1 protein-coding gene and 1 pseudogene are annotated in these 1,000 nt (G+C 39.3%); both read right to left on the bottom strand.

Annotated elements, in window-relative coordinates; translation table 11 throughout:
• Positions 1–607: phosphate propanoyltransferase (locus tag CLCOS_RS21210; protein ID WP_063602274.1), on the bottom strand; the 607-nt coding region annotated here is incomplete at its 3' end.
• 1 nt (position 608) lies between these two features.
• Positions 609–1,000 (bottom strand): annotated as a pseudogene (locus tag CLCOS_RS21205) (acetaldehyde dehydrogenase (acetylating)); the annotation flags it as partial.

Raw genomic sequence — 1,000 nt, 5'->3', positions numbered from 1 at the left:
CATTTGCTTCCTCTGTGTCAATATGGCATTCTAAAGCTGAAGTATCATTTGCTCTAATTGCAACATTATTATAAATTCCACCACGTGGTCCATCAACTTTAATACTTACTGTCTGTCCATCATGCACCCCAAAATGTTGTGCATCTGCAGGAGTCATGTGAATGTGCCTTTGTGCAACAATCACACCTTCCTTTATTTGAACAGATCCTTTTGGTCCTATTATGGCAATTCCAGGTGTTCCGTGTAAATCACCGGACATCCTTACTTCTGGAGCTACTCCCAATTTGAAAGAATCTCCTCTTAGGATTTCTACCTGTGTCTTACTACGTAATGGTCCAAGTATTCTAATTTTTTCAATAGCTCCCTTTGGTCCACATACTGTTACTGTTTCTTTACAAGCATACTGTCCTGGCTGTGCTAAATCCTTTATCTTTGTTACCTGGTATCCTTCTCCAAACAATATGTTAAAATCTGCTTGTGAAAGATGAATGTGACGGTTTGAAACTCCAACCGGGATTTCATTTGTATCTTGCTTTGTCTCTGTAGAAGACTGACTACCTTGAACAGCTTCCAATAAAAGCTTTATAACAGCTTCGTACTTGTCCATTTTAGTTAGCTCCCTTCATTGCAGCTACTAATTCACTTACGAGTCTAGCAAGTTTATCATTATCAGTAGTATCTGCAGCAGTGCTATCACAATTGCTCTTTGCTGCAAATTCTGCAGGGCTTGTAGCACAGAATCCTAAGTCATTTTTGCTTCCGCAAAGTTCAGGATGATTGAAAGTTGTATCGTCTGCAGCTAATGTAGTACAATCTTTAAGACCATATGCTACTCTCTTTATATTGATTAAATGTAATGGAGTAACATTTTCAGAAACAGAGCTTCCTCCCCATGTACCACAACCTAATGTAAATGCAGGTGCTAATCCTGTGCTTGCACCAGTACCTCCCTGGCTTCCACCAGTATTAACTAATATACGGGATGCTGGTTTTTTAGCAA

The organism is Clostridium coskatii (assembly GCF_001675205.1).
In the GTDB taxonomy this organism is placed as follows: domain Bacteria; phylum Bacillota; class Clostridia; order Clostridiales; family Clostridiaceae; genus Clostridium_B; species Clostridium_B ljungdahlii.
Note: the sequence above shows the minus strand (reverse complement) of the source record. Positions and strands in the feature narration are given on the sequence as shown.